This is a genomic window from Bordetella sp. BOR01 (genome assembly GCF_019218885.1).
GTDB lineage: Bacteria > Pseudomonadota > Gammaproteobacteria > Burkholderiales > Burkholderiaceae_B > Bordetella_A.
Genome location: NZ_JAHUWT010000002.1, coordinates 657,092 through 672,575, shown reverse-complemented (window position 1 = coordinate 672,575; position 15,484 = coordinate 657,092). Strand labels below are relative to the sequence as shown.

General features: G+C 65.5%; 14 protein-coding genes. 7 read left to right on the top strand and 7 right to left on the bottom strand.

The features are described from left to right. Window positions 1-47: 47 nt before the first annotated feature. The gene (locus KW845_RS10965) at window positions 48-1,616 is read right to left on the bottom strand and encodes an indolepyruvate oxidoreductase subunit beta family protein (RefSeq protein WP_218369253.1); all 1,569 of its coding nucleotides are present in this window, start codon (window positions 1,614-1,616) and stop codon (window positions 48-50) included. Continuing rightward, window positions 1,613-3,763 carry an indolepyruvate ferredoxin oxidoreductase subunit alpha gene (locus tag KW845_RS10960; RefSeq protein WP_218369252.1) on the bottom strand — a complete coding sequence of 717 codons (2,151 nt, stop codon included), beginning with the start codon at window positions 3,761-3,763 and terminating at the stop codon, window positions 1,613-1,615. Before KW845_RS10960 ends, KW845_RS10965 begins: the two co-directional genes overlap by 4 nt. Window positions 3,764-3,937: 174 nt before the next feature. On the opposite strand from KW845_RS10960, the gene KW845_RS10955 reads away from it, so the two are divergent. From KW845_RS10955 to KW845_RS10935, 5 genes are all read left to right on the top strand, one after another. Beyond that, the gene (locus KW845_RS10955; protein WP_218369251.1) at window positions 3,938-4,870 is read left to right on the top strand and encodes a LysR family transcriptional regulator; all 933 of its coding nucleotides are present in this window, start codon (window positions 3,938-3,940) and stop codon (window positions 4,868-4,870) included. A gap of 4 nt (window positions 4,871-4,874) precedes the next feature. After that, a complete protein-coding gene (locus KW845_RS10950; protein ID WP_218369250.1) occupies window positions 4,875-5,783 on the top strand; it encodes a LysR family transcriptional regulator in 909 nt (302 codons plus the stop codon). Between the two features lie 113 nt (window positions 5,784-5,896). Beyond that, entirely contained in the window at window positions 5,897-7,087 is a 1,191-nt protein-coding gene (locus tag KW845_RS10945; RefSeq protein ID WP_218369249.1) for a mandelate racemase/muconate lactonizing enzyme family protein, read from the top strand. Window positions 7,088-7,142: 55 nt separating this feature from the next. Further along, complete coding sequence (locus KW845_RS10940; protein ID WP_218369248.1) at window positions 7,143-8,156, top strand: tripartite tricarboxylate transporter substrate binding protein; 1,014 nt, start codon at window positions 7,143-7,145, stop codon at window positions 8,154-8,156. A gap of 77 nt (window positions 8,157-8,233) precedes the next feature. Continuing rightward, window positions 8,234-8,632 carry a Rap1a/Tai family immunity protein gene (locus KW845_RS10935; protein ID WP_218369247.1) on the top strand — a complete coding sequence of 133 codons (399 nt, stop codon included), beginning with the start codon at window positions 8,234-8,236 and terminating at the stop codon, window positions 8,630-8,632. 19 nt (window positions 8,633-8,651) lie between these two features. On the opposite strand, the gene KW845_RS10930 is transcribed toward KW845_RS10935, so the two are convergent. Continuing rightward, complete coding sequence (locus KW845_RS10930) at window positions 8,652-9,500, bottom strand: LysR substrate-binding domain-containing protein (RefSeq protein WP_218369246.1); 849 nt, start codon at window positions 9,498-9,500, stop codon at window positions 8,652-8,654. A 106-nt stretch (window positions 9,501-9,606) separates the two neighbouring features. On the opposite strand from KW845_RS10930, the gene KW845_RS10925 reads away from it, so the two are divergent. Together KW845_RS10925 and KW845_RS10920 are read left to right on the top strand one after the other, a co-directional pair. After that, on the top strand, window positions 9,607-10,575 hold the full coding sequence (locus KW845_RS10925) for a tripartite tricarboxylate transporter substrate binding protein (RefSeq protein ID WP_218369245.1): 969 nt from the start codon (window positions 9,607-9,609) through the stop codon (window positions 10,573-10,575). Window positions 10,576-10,581: 6 nt separating this feature from the next. Beyond that, the gene (locus KW845_RS10920) at window positions 10,582-11,667 is read left to right on the top strand and encodes an Ldh family oxidoreductase (protein WP_255592547.1); all 1,086 of its coding nucleotides are present in this window, start codon (window positions 10,582-10,584) and stop codon (window positions 11,665-11,667) included. Window positions 11,668-11,698: 31 nt separating this feature from the next. Here the strand turns inward: KW845_RS10920 and KW845_RS10915 are convergent, their stop codons facing one another. The 4 genes from KW845_RS10915 to KW845_RS10900 form a co-directional block, all read right to left on the bottom strand. Continuing rightward, complete coding sequence (locus tag KW845_RS10915; protein ID WP_218369244.1) at window positions 11,699-12,112, bottom strand: WG repeat-containing protein; 414 nt, start codon at window positions 12,110-12,112, stop codon at window positions 11,699-11,701. 108 nt (window positions 12,113-12,220) lie between these two features. Beyond that, window positions 12,221-13,528: an FAD-binding oxidoreductase gene (locus KW845_RS10910; protein WP_218369243.1), complete on the bottom strand. Its 1,308-nt coding sequence runs from the start codon at window positions 13,526-13,528 to the stop codon at window positions 12,221-12,223. A gap of 9 nt (window positions 13,529-13,537) precedes the next feature. Then, window positions 13,538-14,614, bottom strand: coding sequence for an ABC transporter substrate-binding protein (locus KW845_RS10905; RefSeq protein ID WP_370628198.1), 1,077 nt, complete (start codon window positions 14,612-14,614; stop codon window positions 13,538-13,540). 75 nt (window positions 14,615-14,689) lie between these two features. Beyond that, window positions 14,690-15,481: an ABC transporter permease gene (locus tag KW845_RS10900; protein WP_218369242.1), complete on the bottom strand. Its 792-nt coding sequence runs from the start codon at window positions 15,479-15,481 to the stop codon at window positions 14,690-14,692. Window positions 15,482-15,484 lie beyond the last annotated feature (3 nt).

Sequence of the window (15,484 nt, the reverse complement as noted above, 5' to 3'; positions counted from 1 at the left end):
ACCTGGGCTGGCATCGCCGCGCCGGGCGGCGATGCCGGCTGGGTGCATCAAGACGACGCGGCACGCCGCACGAATCGGACCGGGTGCGCAACCAATTCGGGAGCCGGCAAGTCCAGCGCCTGAGCCAGCGCCTGGCCTTGCGGGTCGGCCAGAGCAGCCTTGCGCGCCTTGGCAATGCGCCCGACCAGCATTCCCGAGACATCGCCAGCAGCGGCGCCCGGCTGGCCCTCCAAGTGCGCCTGCACGTCATCCAGGATCGCGCGCAGGCTGCGATGGCCGCGCTCGCTGGTCTCGCCGTATCCCTTGACCACATTGCCGCATAGCGCCAGTTCGAATGCCGCCCGCGGTTCATGGGCCAGCAGCCCGCGCACGGCAGCAAGCCAGCGCCCTATCATTTCTTGTTCGGCCGCATAGCGTTCGGTGCGCGGGCGCCAACGCCGCAGGCTGCGCAACACGCATAGCATCGCAAAGCCGCTGACCGTGGAAGTGCGAACGTGCAACCCGACGCCCAGCTTGCCGGCGCGCCCGGCCAGGCGGCGGCGCAACCACCCGGCCAAGGCCGGCGGCAACACGGAACACAGCTCATCCAGGCCCGGTTTCAGGAATTCGGTAAGGTGCAGCGGATCGCCGCTGGCCGCGCCCACTTCACGCCGCACCCGCTCCAGGCGATCGCGGCGCGTCTTCAGGTCGGCCACGCGGATCACATCCTCGTAGCTCATCCACAATGCCAGGAAACGCGCGGTTTCACGCGTGACATCCAGCGGCTGGCCGGCATGTGCCTGCTCGCCCTGCAAAATGAGTTCGACCCGGTCCAGGTACAGGTCGGCATAGGCCGCGCCCTGGTAGTCCATCACTTGAGCGACCCCCGCGGCCACCACGTTCTGCACGCCGGACGGCAAGGCGGCCACACGTGCCGATGCGGGCTGGATGGAGCCAGCCACCGATTTTGGCTCAGGCGCCAGCGCAGCAGGCTGGCCCGATACGAGTGCCCGGGCCTGCTCATATCCGGCCGCGAACCCGGCCAGGCTGGCATCCACGGCCTTGCCCGCCTGGCGGATGGCCTGCTCGCAGGCTTCTCGGCTGAACGGCAAGGCACCGCTACCTGCCATGGCGCCGAACAGCACGGTATTGATGACCGTGCGATGGCGCGCCGCCAGGGTCGCCATATCGAACAGAATGGCCTGCTTCGACAAGGCGGCGGCGGCTTCCAGAACCCGCCCGTCCTGGTATCGTCCGTCTCCCATGGCGACTTTTTCCGATACGGCGAACTCGCGGTGCGTGGACGCCGCCAGCACCGTCTTCTGCGGATTGACATAGCCGTTCTGCAGCATGCGGCCGGCCTCGACCAGTTCGGAGGCGGCCACGATGCTTACATCGCCAGGGCAAGGCACCAGCGAAAAGACCGGGGCGCGCCCTTGTAGCGCGGCATGCGGCACGGGCAGGATTTCCAGGTAGTAATTCGTGGCGCCGGTGCGCTGCGCCACGCCAGGCACCGATGTGCTTTGAACGGGGAACCCTTGTGCCGACGCGGCGGCGATGATCCAGTCGGCCAGTACACCGCCGCCTTCGCCGCCCAGCGCTGCAACCAGGATCTTGACGGGCTCGGTGGCCTTCATGCGCGGGCTCCCTGGACAACACGCGGGCGCCCGGCCATCGCGTGGATGATGCGCCGCCGCCAGCCATCCACGCGCCGTTCCCACCGGCCGGCGTTCTGCACGATCTCGGCCTTGAAGAACGAGGGGCAGAGCTGCGCCGCGTGCGCCACTTCGCCGCACAGGCCGCAGCCCACGCAGCCCTGGTTGACGGTGGCCACCGGATCGGTACGCAATGCGCTGGGATTGGGCTTGATGGACAAAGACGGACAGCCCGACAGACGAATACAGGAATGGTCGCCCGTACAGACGTCATCATCGATACCGAAGCGGGTGCGCACCACGCGCTGGCCGTCTTTCAGTTTCTGCGCATTCAGGGGCTTGATGCGGCGCTGCCTTTCAAGCTGGCATTCGCCATCGGCGATGATCACCTTCAACCCGCCTTCCGGGGTAGTCATGGCCTCGTCCAGGGTGCGCTTCATATCGGCAACCTGGTAGCTGGGTACTTTACGCAGCCATTTCACGCCCACGCCGCGCAGCGCCGCCTCGATATCCAGCGTAAGCGGCTTGGTGGCGGGCTGCGAGGGCGACGACGGAATGGCCTGGGTGCCGGTCGCCGAGGTATAGCCATTTTTCAGGATCACCAGCACCGAATCCTGGTTGTTGTACATCGCATTCACCACGCCGCTGGTGAACCCGTTGTGCCAGAATCCACCGTCGCCCATGACACTGACCACGCGCTTGTCCATCAGCGGCGCGATACCCGACGAACTGGCCAACCCCAGGCCGTAGCCCAGCACAGTGCTGCCGATATTGAACGGCGCCAGCGTGCCAAACGTGTGGCAGCCTATATCGGCGCTGACATGCAGCGGCCCGAGCTTTTGCTGAACCATCTTGATGGCGGAAAACACCGGCCGCTCGGGGCAGCCCACGCAGAACCCGGGCGGACGATTGGGCACGGGCTCGCCCAGTGCCTGGGCCGCGGCCTGCTTATGGCCCGTCAGCCCCTGCGTGACCTGGCGCAGCGCATCGCCCGCGGGCGTTGCGGGCCTTGCCTGCTGCAGGTATTCCGAGATGCCGCGCAGCATGGTCTCGCCCGTATACTCGCCTGCCAGCGGGAACACATCCTTGCCGTGCACCCGTGCCGACAGCCCGGCCGTGCGCAGCATGGCGTTCAGCGATTCCTCGATGTAGTTCGGCTGGCCTTCCTCGACCACCAGGACGGCCTCCTTGTCCTGGCAGAACGCCTGCAATTCGTCGGGCACCAGCGGATACACCACGTTCAGCACATAGATGGGCACGTCGCTATCGCCGAACACATCGGCCAGGCCCAACTGCTGCAGCGCGCGAATGACGCCGTTGTACAAGCCGCCGGGCACGACCAGCCCAAGGTTCGAACGCTTGCCCGGGAACTGCTCGTTCAGGCGTGCGCGCCGGATATAGTCCAGCGCCGCCGGCCAGCGCACCTGCACTTTCTGGCGTTCGTGTTCGTAGGTCGATGGCGGCAGGTTGATCTTGGCGTAATCGAATTTTCCGTCGCGCAGCCCCAAACGGGTCGACACCGCAGGCGCGACGTTGTCCTTGCATACAAAACTGCCGTGCACATGGCAGGCGCGTATCCGCAACTGCATCATCACCGGCGTCTGGCTGGCTTCCGATAGCTCGAACCCGCGCTCCACCGAATCCACGATCGAGGCCAGGTTGGGTCGCGGGTCCATCAGCCAGATCTGCGACTTCATGGCAAACGCATGCGTACGTTCCTGGATGATGCTGGATCCATCGCCGTAATCTTCGCCCAGGATGATCAGCGCACCGCCCTTGACGCCCGCCGAGGCCAGGTTGGACAGCGCGTCCGACGCCACATTGGTGCCCACGGTGGACTTCCACGTCACCGCGCCCCGCACCGGGTAGTGGATCGAGGCACCCAGCATGGCGGCGGCGCCGGCCTCGGATGCACTGTTCTCGAAATAGATGCCCAGGTCCCGCAGCAGGCCTTGCGCATCGCCCAGCACATCGATCAGGTGCGACACCGGCGCGCCCTGGTAGCCGCCTATATAGCTGACCCCGGACTGCAGCAACGCCTTGGTCACCGCCAGGATCCCTTCCCCGTGGAAGGTCTGCCCGGCGCCGAGCGAAAGGCTGCCGACCTCGCGCGCAAATGAACGCTCCATGAATCCGTCTCCCTGGGCTGCTCCGCTGGCTTGCGACGCGGGCGCCAATGTCATCAATGTGGAGCGATATTAGGAGTGGAACTACAATCCATACAATCGATGATTAGTATGTTTCATATCGATGTGATCGATACATAAACACAACGGCCGGCCCACCGCCAACGGAGAGACATCATGGCAATTGCCTTGCCCGAACCCAGCCATGCGCATCGGCTGGACCTGAATCTGGTGCGGCTGATGGTGGCGGTATTCGAAACCGGCAGCGTCAGCCAGGCGGCCGACCGCCTGGCGCTTACGCAGCCCACCGTCAGCTACGGACTGGCGAAACTGCGCCAATCGTACGGCGACGCGCTGTTCGTGCGCGATGGCCGCGGCATGGCACCCACGCCGCGCGCCGAGCAGATCTATGCGGCGTTCCAGGAAGCGCTGGCCTGTATCGACAGCACCCAGGAACTGGCCGGCCCGTTTGATCCCGCCGTCACCACGCGCCGCTTCCGGGTCGCCATGTCGGATATCGGCGGCCTGTGCTTCCTGCCGCCGCTGGTTGCGCACCTGCGGCGCGTGGCGCCGCTGGCAAGCCTGGAAGTGCTGCAAGTACCTGTGGACACGCTGATCGAGCACCTGGCCTCGGGCAAGATCGACGCCGCCGTCGGAAACCTGCCGATGCTGCATGAAAAGCTGCGCAACCAACTGCTGTTCCGCGAACACTACGTGTGCCTGATGGCGCACGACCACCCTGCCGCCGCCGCAGGCAACCTGCCGCTGGATGCGTTCCTGGCCACGCCGCACGTACTGGTCTCGTCGCCGTTTTTTGCGCACCAGCATGTGGAAGACACATTGCGTGCCCAGGGCATTCATCGCAAGATCGGATTGCGCATCCCCTACTTCACGGTATTGCCTGGCTTGATCGCGCAAAGCGACCTGATGGCCACGCTGCCCTCGCGCGTGGCCCGCGTATTCGAATCTTATGGGCGCCTGCAATCGATGCCGCTACCCGTCGCAATCCCGGAATTCGAAGTTCGCGTGCACGTACATGCCTATCACGCCGCGCAGCCCGCGGTGCACTGGCTCACCAAGCAGATCGTGCTGGCCCTGCAGGACCTGTAACGTCATGAGCACTCTGTCCCAACTCGATGTCGCCGCGCTGCGACTGTTGATCGCCGTGGCCGACAGCGGCAGCATCAGCGCGGGCGCCGCGCGCAGCCATGTATCGGTGGCCGCGGCCAGCAAGCGCATCAGCGACCTGGAAATGCGGGTCGGCGTGGCGCTGCTGTTGCGGCACCGGCGCGGCGTCAAGCCCACGCCCGCGGGCGAGATTTTCGTCGCGCACGCGCGCCGCATGGCAGGCCTGGCGGGCGCGATGGAAGAAGACCTGCGCGACTATGCGCATGGCATTGAAGACCGCGTGCGCATGGTGGCGAATTCGGCCTCGATCGTGCAGTTCCTGCCCGAAGACCTGAATGGCTTCATGCGGGGAAACCCGCGCGTGCGCATCGAACTGGAAGAACATACCAGCCGTTCCGCCGTCGAGATGCTGCAGACAGACCGGGCCGACCTGGGCCTGTTCGATGGCGGGTATACGGTGGGCAATGTGCATTGCCGGCCCTATCGCACCGATACGCTGGTCTGTGTGATGCATCCGCGGCACAGCCTGGCGCGCCATCGGCAGGCGCTGCGCTTTGAACAAACGCTGGCGCACGACCAGGTCGGCCTGTACCGGGGCACAGCGATCCTGACGCAGATGGAACGTGCGGCCACCGAGGCCGGCCGCGCCTTGCGGTTGCGCATCCAGGTCACCAGCTTCGATGCGGTCTGCCGCATGGCCGAAAGCGGAATAGGCGTGGGCATCGTCCCTGAACGTGTGGCCCAGCCCTACGTGACGCTGCGCCGCCTGCACCTGGCGCATCTGCGCGATGCCTGGGCCACGCGGCAGCTCATGCTGGGATGGCCCCAGCAACGCGAACCTTCGCCAGGCACGCAAGGCTTGATCGCGCACCTGCTGGACGGCGCCTTGCCATGATGCTTTCACGTTTCTCGAAAGCTGCTTGAGAAAAACTCGATTGCCGTCCGTGCATCGGCAAACCTATAACCGGGACAACGCGGTTATAGCCGAACGAACCCACGGAGACATTCATGCACCACGAAACACGTGGCGCCCTGGCGCACGACCTGAAGATCGAGCGTGTCCAGGCCATCCCCCTGAACATCGAAGTCGCCATGCAGGTCCCGGGCGGGACAAAGCAGAGCGCCCTGTCCTGTGTGCTGGTCCGCATCGACACGGCTTGCGGCCTGACGGGCTGCGGATTCACCGCGATCACCGAAGAAGAAGTCGTGGCGGCGGCTATCGAGCACATCGCGGCCGACGCGATCGTGGGCGAGTCGGCGCTGGATACTGAAAAACTGTGGGAGCGCCTGTATTGGCTGCTGTCACCCCGCGGCCAGAGCGGCTACGCGGCCCATGCCATCGCCGCGGTGGATATCGCGCTATGGGACCTGAAGGCCCAGCGGCTGGATCTGCCATTGTGGCGGCTGCTTGGCGGCGCCCGGCCCAAAGTGCCCGTCTACGCCACCTTCGGCTTCAACTTCCTGGACCGTGCCCAGCTTGCCGAAGCCGCCGCGCAATGGGTGGCACGCGGCTTTTCGCGCCTGAAGATGACAGTGGGCAACCATGGCCTGCAACGCAAGGACGAGCCCCGACCGCTGTCAGACCTGATCCGCGAAGACGAGGCGCGCGTTCGCGCCGTACGCGACCGCGTAGGCCCTGGCATCGAACTGTGCATCGACGCCAATTGCAGCCTGGATCCTTACCACGCGCGCACATTGGCCGCGCGCCTGGCCGATTGCGGTATCGCGTTCTTCGAAGAGCCGATCACGCAGAACGATGCGCGTGCGCTGGCCGACCTGCGCAGGCGGGCGCCCATGCCGCTGGCCGGCGGCCAGAATGAAGGGCTGGCATCGCGCTTTGCCGATTTCTTCCAGGCCGGCGCGCTGGACATCGCCCAGCCCAATGTCGCCATCACCGGCGGCTACACCCAATGCCTGCGCATCGCCGGCATGGCGCAGGCCTGCAACGTTGCCATCGCCAATGGCGGCGCCTGGCCATTCCACAACATGCCTCTGCATGCCGGCCTGGCCCACGGCGGCTTCATCGAATACCACAGCGTCGCGGTACAGGTCTGCGAACAGATCTTCACCGGCCTGCCCGTGCCCGAGGCCGGCTGGCTGCCCTTGCCCGAGACACCGGGGCTGGGTTTCGCGCCGGACTGGGCCGCCATCGGCGAGATTGCCAGGCGCCCGCTCTCGCGCGGGCACGGCAAGCACTAGCCAGCTGCATCCATCCCCCAAACCAGAACCGCGCATGACGCGGCAGGAGACAACGATGAGAATAGTCCGCCCCCACGCCACCGCACGCCGCCGGCACCTGGCCGCCGCCTTCGCGCTGGCCTGTTGTACCTCGCTTGCAGGCCTGGCCGGTTCGCCGGCCCGCGCCGCCCAATGGCCGGCGCAGCAGCCGATCAGACTGGTGGTGCCCGCGCCCGCCGGCGGCTCTCTGGACATCCTGTCCAGGCCCCTGGCCACCAAGCTGAGCGCCATCCTGGGCCAGACCGTCGTGGTCGAGAACCGGGGCGGGGCCGGAGGCATGGTGGGCGCAGACTACGTGGCCAAGTCCACACCTGACGGCTATACCTTCCTGATGGGAGCCATACACCATGCCATAGGCGCCACCGTGAACCGCAACCTGGTATTCGAGCCGGGCAAGGAGCTGGTTGGCGTCGCCAACATCGGCACCACGCCCAACGTCGTGATCGTGAACAACCGCTTGCCGGTGCATACGCCGCAGGAACTGATGGCCTGGCTGAAGCAACAGGGCGACAAGGCCAACTACGCCACCGGCGGACCGGGCACCTTGCAGCACCTGAGCATGGAATGGTTCAAGTCGCTGGTCGGCGTCAAGGCCATGGCCGTCCATTACCGGGGCAGCTCGCCCGCCATGAGCGACTTGCTGGGCGGCCAAGTCGACCTGATGTTCGAAACCATGCCGCTGGCCCTGGCCCAGACACGTGCCCATGCGGTCCGGGCCATCGCGGTAACCAGCCAGGAACGCTCGCCCGCCCTGCCCGACCTGCCCACGCTGAACGAAACGGTGGCACCGGGCTTCGCAGTATCGAGCTGGTACGGCGTGATGGCGCCCGCGGCCGTGCCCCAGCCCATTTTGCAGCGCATGTATCAGACCATCGAGCAGGCGCTGGCCATGCCCGATATCGTGCAAACCTGGCAATCGGCGGGCGTGCAGCCGCAACCCATGTCGCAAGCCGAGTTCCAGGCCTTCTGGCTAAGCGAGATCACCCGCTGGGGCAAGATCGCCAGCGAACACGACATACGGATCGAATGACAGGGTATCCCGGGCGGCCGGATCACGCCTGGCCGCTGATAACATGGCCGCTTGTCCCCAGCAACAGGAACCCGGCCATGAACCCGCCCGCACGCCGTACCGGCCCGCCCCGTCTTGTCGCCGCGCTGGCGTTTGCCTTGGCGACAGGCGCGGCAATGGCCCAGCCGCCTTCCCCGTACCGTCCGATCACGGCCCAGGAACTCTACGCCGGCATCATGGACGGCGGCCTGGCTTCCTGGGTGCAAGACCCCGCCCAACGCACCATGCTGTCCACGCTGATGGCAACTTCGTACATCCTGGGCATTGCCGACACCACCAACGGCAAGCAATGGTGCCCGTCATCGACGCTGGACATGGAGGCAATGCCGGCACCGGTGCTCGATTACCTGGCCCACCTGCCCGAGGAGCGCCGCGCCGAAGGTGCCGCCGGCATCGTGATCGAGGCCCTGGCCCGCGCGCATCCCTGCCCGAAGTAGGCGGCCGGGCGGCAATCGCCTACAGGCTCAAGTCGCCCAGCGAATCGAACACCCGCTGGGCCACGCTGTTGGCGCTGACCGGGCTCAAGTACAAGCGGAAATTCACATCGGGCAGGCGTGGCAGGGCTTCGGCCTCGCCCATCACCCGCAAATCGCTGCCCAGCATCTCGACGCTGCGCGCGGTCACGCCCAGGCCCGCGCGCACCGCGGCGCGCACGCCCACCACGGTGGGCGAGGTATAAGTAATGCGCCACGGAATGCCCGCCCTATCCAGGTGCTCGACCGCAATGCGCCGGAACTGGCTGGATTCGGCCGCGACGATCAGCGGCAGGGGCTGTGCCGGGTCGTGGCGATACCGCGCGGCGCACATCCACACGACGGGCGAGGTGCGCAGTGTGATCTGCCGCAATTCTGGCGCGTCCAGCCCCGCCACCGTCATATCGATATCGCCCTGCCGCAGGGCTTGCAGCAAGTGCGGACTGCGCCCGACGTGAATCGCGATGCGCAGGCCGGGAAACGACCGGGAGAAATGCGCCAGCAAGTTCGGCAGGATACTGTCGGTAATGTCGTGCGGCGCGCCCAGCCGCAGTTCGCCGCTGACCGCGGTCGATGCCATGGCGGCGCAGGTTTCATCATGCAGCGCCAGCAGGCGCCTGGCGTAGTCCAATAGACGCACGCCGTCCTGCGTCAATTGCTTGCCGCGCCCCACTCGCTGGAACAGCCGCTTGCCCAGCACGGACTCCAGGCGGCGCATCTGCTGAGTCACGGCCGATTGGGTGCGCAGTACCTCGGCTGCAGCGGCGGCGAACGATTCGCGCTCGACCACCGCCACGAATGTCCGAAGCTGATCGATGTCCAGGCTTTGCATCTCAGTTAAGCGTTTCTAATGTATTTGGATGGAAAACGCGGGGTTTCGCGCCAGGGCGCCTGCTTATAGTCCTACCGCTGTTCATAAGGACTTTCTGGAGACAAGCATGAAAACCCTGTACCGCGGCGCCGTGGCCGCACTTCTTGTATTGGCGGCCGGCCAGCCTGCCTGGGCGGCCGACTACCCCAGCCGGCCCATTCGCATGGTAGCGCCATTCGCACCGGGCGGCGGCTCAGACGTGGTGGCCCGCCTGGTCGCCGAAAAGATGGGCCCGATCCTGGGCCAGACTGTCGTGGTGGAGAACCGTCCGGGTGCCTCGGGCATCATCGGCGCCGACCTGGTCGCCAAGGCCGACCCCGACGGCTACACGATCCTGATGGCCAACAGCGCGCTGACCAGCAACCCGGCGCTGTACAAGAAGCTGCCCTACGATACCGAGCGCGACCTGACCCCGGTCATCGACTTGGCCAGCTCGCCCACGCTGCTGGCCGCGCACCCATCGGCCCCGTTCGATACCCTGCCGCAACTGGTGGAATACGCCAAGAAACATCCCAACACCGTGTCGGTAGGCACGCCCGGCGCGGGCCAGATGTCGCACCTGGCGGCCGAAATGGTCAGCCAGGCCAGCGACACCGAATTGATGATGATCCACTACAAGGGCACGGCCAACTCGCTCAATGACCTGGTGGGCGGCACGATCATGATGTCGTTCGGCACCGTGCCGGGCTTCATCAACTTCATCAAGGGCGGCAAGCTCAAGCCCATTGCCGTCGCCAGCCGCGAACGCCTGGCCGCCCTGCCCTCGGTGCCCACTGTCGCCGAGACCTATCCGGGCTTCGAGATGAACGTCTGGTTCGGCGCCTTCGTGCCGGCTGGCACGCCAGCGCCCATCATCGAGAAACTGCACCAGGCCATCGCCCAGGTCCTGACCGACCCCGCCATCCGCGCGCGCTTCGCCGATGAAGGCCTGGAACCCGGCGGCATGTCCCGCGACAAGTTCGACGCGCTGTTCCATGCCGACCTGGCACGCTGGCATACGTTCATCAACGAGCGCGATATCCACCTGGACAACTGACGCACCATGCACATGCCTTCCATCACCGAGCTCGCCCAGACTCCCCTGGCTGCGCAAGACCTGCAACTATTCGCCGCCGCGGTCTACCGGCAGGCGGGGGTGCCGCCGGCCGATGCCGAACTGGCCGCCGATGCGCTGGTCCAGGCCGACCTGTGGGGCCATCAATCGCACGGGCTGCTGCGCCTGGGCTGGTACTACGCCCGCTTGCGCTCGGGCGCCATGAAGGGCCGGACGCACGTGCTGACCGCTACTGACGCCGGCGCGATCGCGGTGCTGGATGGCAACGACGGTGTCGGCCCCGTGGTCGCACAGCAGGCTACGCAAGAAGCCGTGCGGCGCGCGCGCCTGCATGGCGTGGGCATCGTGTCGGTGCGCAATTCGAACCATTTCGGCACCTGCATGTACTTCACCCGCATGGGCGCGCAGCAAGACTGCGCCATGCTGATGATGAGCAACGGCGGGCCGAACATGGCCCCGTGGGGCGGGCTGCAGAAGAAGATCGGCACCAATCCGTGGTCGGTGGCGGTGCCGGCCGGCCGCCATGCCCCCATGGTGATGGACATCGCGAACTCGGGCGTGGCGCGCGGCAAGATCTACCTGGCCGACAACCGTCACGAGCCCATTCCGCCGCATTGGGCCGTCGACGCCCAGGGCAATCCCACCACCGACCCCAAGGAAGCCTTGAAGGGCTTCATCCTGCCCATGGCGGGCCACAAGGGCTATGCCATAGGCGTGATGGTGGACGTGATGTCGGGCGTGCTGTCGGGCAGCGGTTTCCAGGACCAGGTGCACGGCCCCTATGACCCCGTGAACCGCAGCCGCGCGGGGCATTTCATCATGGCGCTGGACATCGCCGCCTTCCAGCCTGTGTCCGAGTTCCACGCGCGCATGGAAAGCTATATTGCCTCGCTCAGGAGCGTGCCGGTGGCCGTCGGCCACGACAAGGTCTATTACCCGGGCGAAATCGAGGCCGAAGCCGACCAGCGCCATCGGGGCGCTGGCCTGCTGCTGCCGGCCGACACCCTGGCTGGCCTGGAACGGGTCGGCCAGCAGGCGGGCGTGCGCTGGCGCGATTTCGTCCGGCCGGCTTGAACCCGCACCCCTGCGCAGGCCACCAGTGCGGCTACGGCTGGGGCTCGCGCAGGCCGCCGCGATGGTCTATGTACTGCCAGGCCTGGCAGTACACGGACGAATGCTCGCCTTCCCGGACGAATCGGCAGTTGCTGCCGGTCTTGGCCGCGCCGTCCTGGAACGGGAAGGCAAACTCGTATTTGGCGGGAATGACGATATTCAGCGCTTCATCGTGAAAACCGATCTTTCCGTCCTGCACGAACCGCGCCAGCCCTTCTTCGAAATAGTCGGGGCCGTTGTCGAAGAGGTAGGGCCGCAGAACGGAATGCCCTGCGCGGTCGATGTAGACCCAACCCCGCTCGTCCTGGACCAATGCGTGGCCGTGGCGGTCGTAGTCTTGCGCGAGCGCCGGGCCTGCGGCAATGGCCAGTAAAGCGAAAGTGCAGATGGCGGAAAGTTTTTTCATGGAGCAAGTTATCGATGCCAGCGCAGCCGGCAATGGCGCGCCAGCATGCGCATCGCGCGGCACAGGGAATGCGGGCGGCAGGCACATGGCGAGCGCCCGCGTTCCATTCTAGCGCTCGGCGCCCGCCTTGCGCCGCTCCATTGCCAGCACCGACGCCACGCCAACCGCGCGGAACGGTTCGGGTGGAATCCAGTTGGGATGGTGCAGCTTCAACTGGTCGGACAGCAAGTCCGAATCCTGCCCGCACATCAAGTCTGCCAATAATCGCCCCTGGGTACTGCCGCGCAACACCCCCGCCCCATTGCAGCCTACCGACGCGTACACACCCGGGCGGACTTGCCCGAAGAATGAGCCTCCGTTAAGAGTCACAGCGGTAGCGCCGCCCCAAACATGCTCGAACTCGAACGAAGCCATGTGGGGAAACCGGTTTCGATACAGGCCAGACAGCATGGCGTGCACCTGCGGCGTCGACAGCTCTTTCTCGTAGGAATAGCCGCTACGTACCATGAAGCGCCCACCTTCGGACAGCCGCAGGGTGCTGCCCAGGCGGTGCGCCGGGATTACTCCCCACTTCCGTTCGACCCCCAGCTTGCTTCGTTCTTCTGGCGACAGCGCTGCCGTCAGGCCCGCGTAGGTATAGATGGTGAACATCCGGTCGCGCAGCAGGCCCAGCATCCTGGCGAACCCGTTGTTGGCGATCACCAGCCGGTCGCATTCATATACCGCACTACGCGTGTGCACCCTGCTGGAACGTCCGTGCTCAAGCCGCAGCACGGGTGTTTGCTCGGCCAGCCTGACGTTGCGCGGCAGGCTGTCGGCCAGGCCGCGGATCAGGGCAGCCGGCTGCACGAACGTATTGCGGGGTGCGTAATAGCCGAACTGGTAGTAGCCGGTGCCGATGCGCATGCGCAGCGCGTCGCGATCGAGCTGCTCGCAGTCCACGCCCCAACGGCGGAACTTCGCCAGTGTTCCCTTCAGCGAGGCCGCGCCTGCCTCGGTGGCGGCCGCGCTGAAGCGAGGCGACTGCTCGTCCCAGTCGCAATCGATGCCATGCTGTTGCACCAGGTCGCGCAGCCAGGCCGTGCCGGCTTGGTAGATACGCATCTGGCGCCAGGCCTCGTCTTCGGCGCTGCCGTGCGGGCCGGCCCTGGGCCGCTTGGGCATGCTGCTCAAGAAGCCCGAGTTGCGCCCGCTGGCGCCCTCGCCCACGCATCCTGCCTCGAGCACCAGCACTTCCTGGTCGGGTTCGAGTTCGGCCAGCCGGCGCGCCGTGGCCAGGCCGGTGTAGCCGGCGCCCACCACGATGGTTCTGGCGCGCGGCGAGCCCGGCAGCTCTTGGCGCGGTGCGCGCGCGGGCAGCAAGGCATGCCATCCCGAACCGCTGTGATAGACCGGATACGTGATCTTGTTGAACATGACCGGTTCCTAGCGCTCGATCGTCCGGTTCCAGCGGGCATTCCATGCCTGCCGGTTGGCGTTGATCAGGGCCCAGTCGAACACTGTGGCGGTCTTCTGGAAGTCCTGGTTCATGGCCAGGTAGGCCTGGATCTCGGGGTCCACCGCCTTGACCGTCAGGTTCGAGGGGATCTGGCTGCCGTTCTCGAGCGCCAGCGATTGCGCCTGGGCCGACAGCAGGAACTGCGCCAGTTGATGCGCCAGTTCAGGTTCCGAATTATTGGCGATGACGCACTCGGCCACCATCAACATGCCGGTGCCTTCGGCCGGGGCGACAAACTCTACGGGCACACCGCGCTTTTGCAGCCTTTGCACGCCAGTCACGTTGATGGGAAAAACTGCCGCCTCGTCGGTCTGGATCATTTCGGCCAGCTTGGCCGACGACGGGATGTATTCCAGCACGTTGGGGCCTATCGTGTCGCGCCATGCCTTGAAGCCAGGCTCGACATTGGACTCGTCGCCGCCCAGGATCCGGTTGTACAGCAGGAAGGCATGCAGCCCGAACGTGCTGTTCGACGCCGATTGGAAGACCACCTTGTTCTTGACCTTCGGGTCGGCCAGGTCTTTCCAGGACGTCGGTGGCTGCCATCCCTGCTTTTCGTACATGCGCTTGTTGTAGCCCAGTCCCGTCAGGCCGATGGTGAAGCCCACGGCCAACCCATCGTCCATGCGCGCATTGGGATGCAGCTCTTTCATGACCGGGGTGTCTTCCATCTTCTCGCACAGTCCCATGGTGGCGGCGCGCTGCATGACGCCATCGTCCAGGAACATCACATGCATCTGCGGCTTGTCGCGGAACGCCTGTGCCTTGGCCAGGATATCCGACGAGCCGCCCGGCACCACTACGATCTTCACATTGTGCTGCTTCTCGAATACGGGGAATACATGCTGCGTGAAGGTGCGTTCCATGTCGCCGCCATTCATGCCCAGATAAAGCGTTTTCTGCTGCGCGCAAGCCATCGTGCTCATACCCAGCATCAGCGCCAGGCCGACAGCCCACTTTGCCGTGCTACGCGGCTCTACCATTGCAAAGGTACCGTACTTCATGCTGACTCCTTGTTTCGTTGTAGGAATAAATGGAGGCTGGGAAGCCGGCCCTCCAGGACCGCATTCCCATGCTCTCTAGCGGCCGACCAGGATACGGTCCAGGCCGTAGATCTTGTCCAGCACATACATCGCGGCGGCGGTCAGTGCGATCACCAGCGCCGATACGGCGGCCATCAACGGATCGATGGACTCGCTGGCGTACATGTACATGCGCACCGGCAAGGTCACGGTCGAAGGCGAGGTAATGAACACCGACATGGTTGTTTCGTCGAAACTGTTGATGAACGCCAGCAGCCAGCCGCCCGCCACGCCCGGCAAGATCAAAGGCAAGTTGACCCGCAGGAAGACAGTCGCGCGGTTCGCGCCCAACGACAGTGCCGCGTGCTCAAGGCTGCGGTCAAAGCCGATCAACGACCCCATGACCAGCCGGATCACATAGGGCGTAACCACGACCACATGGCTGAGCACCAACCAGGCAAAGCTGCCGGTGTAGCCCATCAGCGCGAAAAAGCGCAGCAATGCCACGCCCAGCACCAGGTTGGGAATCATCAAGGGCGACAGGAACAATGCATGCAAGGCATCGCGGCCGCGAAAGGTGTGGCGGGTAATGACGAGGGCCGCTGGAATGGCCAGCACCGCCGCCAGGCTGGCGGCATAGGTCGCCAGCCAGACGCTGTTCTTGAATGACTGGATGAAGTCGCCATGTTCGAACACCGCATGGAACCAGCGTAGCGACCAGGACGTCGTGGGCACGCTCAGCGTCGCCTCGGGCGTGAACGCCACCAGGCAGACAATGACCAGCGGCGCCATCACGAAGGTAATGACGAGCAGGTTGAAGCACAGTGCGATGGGTCCGTTCTTGAGCATTGG

Coding starts and splice junctions, on each gene's coding strand:
- KW845_RS10965 (WP_218369253.1), bottom strand. CDS start 1,616: ATGAAGGCCACCGAGCCCGTCAAGATCCTGGTTGCAGCGCTGGGCGGC.
- KW845_RS10960 (WP_218369252.1), bottom strand. CDS start 3,763: ATGGAGCGTTCATTTGCGCGCGAGGTCGGCAGCCTTTCGCTCGGCGCC.
- KW845_RS10955 (WP_218369251.1), top strand. CDS start 3,938: ATGGCAATTGCCTTGCCCGAACCCAGCCATGCGCATCGGCTGGACCTG.
- KW845_RS10950 (WP_218369250.1), top strand. CDS start 4,875: ATGAGCACTCTGTCCCAACTCGATGTCGCCGCGCTGCGACTGTTGATC.
- KW845_RS10945 (WP_218369249.1), top strand. CDS start 5,897: ATGCACCACGAAACACGTGGCGCCCTGGCGCACGACCTGAAGATCGAG.
- KW845_RS10940 (WP_218369248.1), top strand. CDS start 7,143: ATGAGAATAGTCCGCCCCCACGCCACCGCACGCCGCCGGCACCTGGCC.
- KW845_RS10935 (WP_218369247.1), top strand. CDS start 8,234: ATGAACCCGCCCGCACGCCGTACCGGCCCGCCCCGTCTTGTCGCCGCG.
- KW845_RS10930 (WP_218369246.1), bottom strand. CDS start 9,500: ATGCAAAGCCTGGACATCGATCAGCTTCGGACATTCGTGGCGGTGGTC.
- KW845_RS10925 (WP_218369245.1), top strand. CDS start 9,607: ATGAAAACCCTGTACCGCGGCGCCGTGGCCGCACTTCTTGTATTGGCG.
- KW845_RS10920 (WP_255592547.1), top strand. CDS start 10,582: ATGCACATGCCTTCCATCACCGAGCTCGCCCAGACTCCCCTGGCTGCG.
- KW845_RS10915 (WP_218369244.1), bottom strand. CDS start 12,112: ATGAAAAAACTTTCCGCCATCTGCACTTTCGCTTTACTGGCCATTGCC.
- KW845_RS10910 (WP_218369243.1), bottom strand. CDS start 13,528: ATGTTCAACAAGATCACGTATCCGGTCTATCACAGCGGTTCGGGATGG.
- KW845_RS10905 (WP_370628198.1), bottom strand. CDS start 14,614: ATGAAGTACGGTACCTTTGCAATGGTAGAGCCGCGTAGCACGGCAAAG.
- KW845_RS10900 (WP_218369242.1), bottom strand. CDS start 15,481: ATGCTCAAGAACGGACCCATCGCACTGTGCTTCAACCTGCTCGTCATT.